This is a genomic window from Zwartia vadi (assembly GCF_030410375.1).
Taxonomy (GTDB): Bacteria; Pseudomonadota; Gammaproteobacteria; order Burkholderiales; family Burkholderiaceae_B; genus Zwartia; species Zwartia vadi.
Genome location: NZ_JAUHHE010000033.1, coordinates 1 through 3,102 on the forward strand (window position 1 = coordinate 1; position 3,102 = coordinate 3,102).

Genomic DNA, 3,102 nt, shown 5'->3' on the forward strand with positions numbered 1-3,102 from the left:
GCTGGTGGTGAGCACGTGATGGAGTGCCAAAGATGAAGAACGGCACAAACGCTACAAGTAAATCAGCGTCTTATAGCCTTTATGGTTATAGGATCAAGCGACTAAGTGCATATGGTGGATGCCTTGGCGATCACAGGCGAAGAAGGGCGTGGTAGCCTGCGAAAAGCTACGGGGAGCTGGCAAACAAGCATTGATCCGTAGATGTCCGAATGGGGAAACCCACCGCGCAAGCGGTATCCCAGACTGAATACATAGGTCTGAGGAGGCGAACCGGGCGAACTGAAACATCTCAGTAGCTCGAGGAAAAGAAATCAACCGAGATTCCGAAAGTAGTGGCGAGCGAAATCGGAAGAGCCTGTACGTTTTAGCAGTTGGAATAGTTGAAGGGGATGGAAAGCCCCGCCATAGCAGGTGATAGCCCTGTAGACGAAATTCTGATTGTGGAACTAAGCGTACGATAAGTAGGGCGGGACACGTGTAATCCTGTCTGAAGATGGGGGGACCATCCTCCAAGGCTAAATACTCGTGATCGACCGATAGTGAACAAGTACCGTGAGGGAAAGGCGAAAAGAACCCCGGAAGGGGAGTGAAATAGATCCTGAAACCGTATGCATACAAACAGTAGGAGCCTCGCAAGGGGTGACTGCGTACCTTTTGTATAATGGGTCAGCGACTTACATTCAGTGGCAAGCTTAACCGAATAGGGAAGGCGTAGCGAAAGCGAGTCCGAATAGGGCGTCTAGTCGCTGGGTGTAGACCCGAAACCAGGTGATCTATCCATGGCCAGGTTGAAGGCACGGTAACACGTGCTGGAGGACCGAACCCACTAATGTTGAAAAATTAGGGGATGAGCTGTGGATAGGGGTGAAAGGCTAAACAAACCTGGAAATAGCTGGTTCTCTCCGAAAACTATTTAGGTAGTGCCTCTCGTATTACTGCCGGGGGTAGAGCACTGTTATGGCTAGGGGGTCATGGCGACTTACCAAACCATGGCAAACTCCGAATACCGGCAAGTACAGCGAGGGAGACAGAGCACCGGGTGCTAACGTCCGGACTCAAGAGGGAAACAACCCAGACCGCCAGCTAAGGTCCCAAACTATCGCTAAGTGGGAAACGAAGTGGGAAGGCATAGACAGTCAGGAGGTTGGCTTAGAAGCAGCCATCCTTTAAAGAAAGCGTAATAGCTCACTGATCGAGTCGTCCTGCGCGGAAGATGTAACGGGGCTAAGCGATAGACCGAAGCTGCGGGTGTGCAATTTATTGCACGCGGTAGGAGAGCGTTCCGTAAGCCTGCGAAGGTGGCTTGTAAAGGCTGCTGGAGGTATCGGAAGTGCGAATGCTGACATGAGTAGCGATAAAGGGGGTGAAAAGCCCCCTCGCCGTAAGTCCAAGGTTTCCTGCGCAACGTTCATCGGCGCAGGGTGAGTCGGCCCCTAAGGTGAGGCAGAGATGCGTAGCTGATGGGAAGCTGGTTAATATTCCAGCACCATTGTATGGTGCGATGGGGGGACGGATTGCGGAAGGTTATCAGGGTGTTGGATGTCCCTGTTGCTGCATTGGAGAAGGCGCTTAGGTAAATCCGGGCGCGGGATTCAAGGGTGTGGCACGAGCGAACTTGTTCGCGAAGTAACTGGAAGTGGTTCCAAGAAAAGCCTCTAAGCTTCAGCCATACAAGACCGTACCGCAAACCGACACAGGTGGACGGGATGAATATTCCAAGGCGCTTGAGAGAACTCAGGAGAAGGAACTCGGCAAATTGATACCGTAACTTCGGGAGAAGGTATGCCTCGGTAGTGTGAAGAGCTCGCGCTCGGAGCATGATGAGGCCGCAGAGAATCGGTGGCTGCGACTGTTTATTAAAAACACAGCACTCTGCTAAGACGAAAGTCGACGTATAGGGTGTGACGCCTGCCCGGTGCCGGAAGGTTAATTGATGGGGTGCAAGCTCTTGATCGAAGCCCCGGTAAACGGCGGCCGTAACTATAACGGTCCTAAGGTAGCGAAATTCCTTGTCGGGTAAGTTCCGACCTGCACGAATGGCGTAACGATGGCCACACTGTCTCCTCCTGAGACTCAGCGAAGTTGAAGTGTTTGTGATGATGCAATCTACCCGCGGCTAGACGGAAAGACCCCATGAACCTTTACTGTAGCTTTGCATTGGACTGTGAACCGGCCTGTGTAGGATAGGTGGGAGACGTTGAAGCGTGGTCGCTAGATCGCGTGGAGTCAACCTTGAAATACCACCCTGGTTTGTTTGCGGTTCTAACCTTGGCCCGTTATCCGGGTCGGGGACAGTGCATGGTGGGCAGTTTGACTGGGGCGGTCTCCTCCCAAAGTGTAACGGAGGAGTTCGAAGGTACGCTAGGTACGGTCGGAAATCGTGCTGATAGTGCAATGGCATAAGCGTGCTTGACTGTGAGACTGACAAGTCGAACAGGTGCGAAAGCAGGACATAGTGATCCGGTGGTTCTGTATGGAAGGGCCATCGCTCAACGGATAAAAGGTACTCTGGGGATAACAGGCTGATACCGCCCAAGAGTTCATATCGACGGCGGTGTTTGGCACCTCGATGTCGGCTCATCTCATCCTGGGGCTGTAGCCGGTCCCAAGGGTATGGCTGTTCGCCATTTAAAGAGGTACGTGAGCTGGGTTTAAAACGTCGTGAGACAGTTTGGTCCCTATCTGCCGTGGGCGTTGGATACTTGACGGAGCCTGCTCCTAGTACGAGAGGACCGGAGTGGACGTACCTCTGGTGTACCGGTTGTCATGCCAATGGCATTGCCGGGTAGCTATGTACGGAAGAGATAACCGCTGAAGGCATCTAAGCGGGAAACTCGTCTGAAGATTAGGTATCCCGGGGCCTAGAGCCCCCTGAAGGGTCGTTCAAGACCAGGACGTTGATAGGTCAGGTGTGGAAGCGCAGTAATGCGTTAAGCTAACTGATACTAATTGCCCGTGCGGCTTGATCCTATAACCCTACAGGTTAAAGACCTGATTGTTGTAGAGTTAAAGTGCCGTTCAAATAATTATGTACATATTAAGATATGTAAGGTAGTCAAAACATCCAACCCGTGTTCAAACGAAAACACGTCATGCTTCTTC

General features: G+C 52.1%; 1 rRNA gene. It reads left to right on the plus strand.

What is annotated here, in order from left to right:
• The first annotated feature begins 91 nt into the window (after positions 1–91).
• Positions 92–2,970, plus strand: a 23S ribosomal RNA gene (locus QWY27_RS15155).
• Positions 2,971–3,102: the final 132 nt, after the last annotated feature.